The 2093-nt window shown below is 64.7% G+C and carries 3 protein-coding genes; 2 read left to right on the top strand and 1 reads right to left on the bottom strand.

Annotated elements, in window-relative coordinates:
* Positions 1-439 (top strand): helix-turn-helix domain-containing protein (locus VLA96_11360; GenBank protein ID HSE49797.1); only part of this gene is annotated, 439 nt, incomplete at its 5' end.
* Positions 440-447: 8 nt separating this feature from the next.
* Complete coding sequence (locus tag VLA96_11355) at positions 448-1065, top strand: ABC transporter substrate-binding protein (GenBank protein HSE49796.1); 618 nt, start codon at positions 448-450, stop codon at positions 1063-1065.
* A gap of 39 nt (positions 1066-1104) precedes the next feature.
* On the opposite strand, the gene VLA96_11350 is transcribed toward VLA96_11355, so the two are convergent.
* Positions 1105-1962 carry a DMT family transporter gene (locus tag VLA96_11350; GenBank protein ID HSE49795.1) on the bottom strand — a complete coding sequence of 286 codons (858 nt, stop codon included), beginning with the start codon at positions 1960-1962 and terminating at the stop codon, positions 1105-1107.
* Between the last annotated feature and the right edge of the window lie 131 nt (positions 1963-2093).

The raw sequence follows: 2093 nt of genomic DNA, 5'->3' as shown, positions 1-2093 counted from the left end.
CATTCCGCTGCTTGCGAACGAGTTCCTCGCGAGGCTGGGGGCACGCTATCGGCGCGGCCCGCTCGCGTTCTCGCCCGAGGCGATGCAGCTGCTGGTCTCGGCGCCGTGGCCGGGCAACGTGCGCCAGCTTCTCAACGCGGTGGAGCAGGCGGTGGCGCTCGCGGCCACCGAGGTGATCCCGGAGTCGCTGGTGCGCCAGGCGCTGGATGCGGGCGACACCGCGCTCACGCCGCTCGATGAAGCGCGCCGGGCCTTCGAGCGCGACTATCTTGTGCGCATCCTCAAGATCACCGGGGGCAATGTGACCAAAGCCGCACGCCTCGCCGGGCGCAACCGCACGGAGTTCTACCGCCTGCTCGAGCGCCACTCGCTCGAGCCTGCGATGTTCAAGGGTAATATTAAGGGCGATAAAGACCAGAAGGAGCGAGCTGCTGCATGAGGATAGTGATGAGCAGGGTGTTACAAGTCATCGCCTTCTGGGCGATTTTTGTTTTGGCGGCCGCCGCCCAGGAGCTTGGACCGGAGGACCTCGTCAAGAAGGTGACGCAAGAGGTGCTCGACGCGATCAAGAGCGACAAGCAGCTAGCCGCGGGCGACAAGCGCAAAGCGATCAAGCTTGCCGAGGAGAAGGTGCTGCCGCACGTCGACTTCGAGGAGGCCACGCGCCTCGCGGTCGGCCGCAGCTGGGCACAGGCCACTCCGGAGCAGAGGAAGAAGCTGGTGACGGAATTCCGCAACATGCTGGTGCGCACCTATTCGAACGCGATCACCGCGTACGAGGGCCAGACCATGAAAGTGATGCCGGTGCGCATGAAGCCCGGCGACACCGACGTCACGGTGCACAACCAGTTCATCCGCCCCGGCGGCAAGCCTGTGCTCCTCGACTACTCGATGCGCAAGACCGACTCGGGCTGGAAGATCTACGACATCGTGGTCGAGGGCGTAAGCCTCGTGCTCACCTACCGCAGCGAGTTCGATGCCGTGGTGAAGCAGGAAGGCATCGACGGCCTCATCAAGCGCCTCGCGCAGAAGAACACGCCAGCCGCCGCGGGCGGCTCAAAGTAGTTGGAAAAGGGTCCCGGCCCCTTATAGTTACCCTAATAGTCAGCGCCGCTCGCGGCTGAGCGAGTAGTAGGTGCCGGCGAAGATGATCACCGCCCCGGCGAGCACCAGCGGGTCGAACGGCTCCGCGTACGCGAGCGCGCCCACTACCGCGATCAGCGGCAGTCGGATGAAGTCGATCGGGACCGCGACCATCGCGTCAACCAGCCTCATCGCCTGCGTCATGCAGTAGTGAGCGCAGAAGCTGCCGATACCGATGGCCAGGATCCAGGGCAGGTCGGCAGCCACCGGTGTGACCCACTGCGGCGCCGCGGCGACGAGCGAGATCGGCGTCTGCACCACAGCCATCCAGAAAAGCACGGCGAGCGCGCTGTCGGTCGACGACAGCCGCTTGGTGAAAATGAAGGACGAGGCATAGCAGAGCGAGCCGAGGATCATCGCCACCGCCGCCGGATGGAACGCGCCGCCGCCAGGACGCACGATGATCAGCACGCCGACGAGGCCGAGCGCGAGCATCACCAGTCTCGGGAAGGTGAACTTCTCCTTGAGGAAGATCCAGGCGAGGAGCGCCGTCCATACCGGCATCGTGAACTCGATCGCAAACACCATGGCGAGCGTGAGCGCGCCGATGGAGTAGACCCACAGCACCTGCCCGCAGAAGTGGATGGTGTTTCTCCAGAAGTGCAGCGAAAACCTGCGGGTCCGCAGGGCAGCGGTACCGGCCCGGGGAATCATCAGCAGCACGAGGGCGAGCATCACCACGCTGCGCAGGAACACAATCTCGAACGACCCCATGTGGCGCTGCAGCTCGCGCACCGCGACCGCCATGGCCGTGAAGGAAAGCACCGCGCCCGCCATCCACAGCACGCCGCGCAGCGTGTGGGCGGGCTGCGTCGTCAACGCGGAACGTGAAACAGCCGGAGCGTCGGGGGCGGCATGTTCCGTAATGTTATGGTTTTCCCCTCAGGCGACCGGGCCGTTTCATGAAACGAACCCAGAACAACCTCAAGCTCGACATCTTCCCCCATATC

The organism is Terriglobales bacterium (assembly GCA_035457425.1).
Classification (GTDB): domain Bacteria; phylum Acidobacteriota; class Terriglobia; order Terriglobales; family Acidobacteriaceae; genus JACPNR01.
This window is presented reverse-complemented; position numbering and strand designations above follow the sequence as displayed.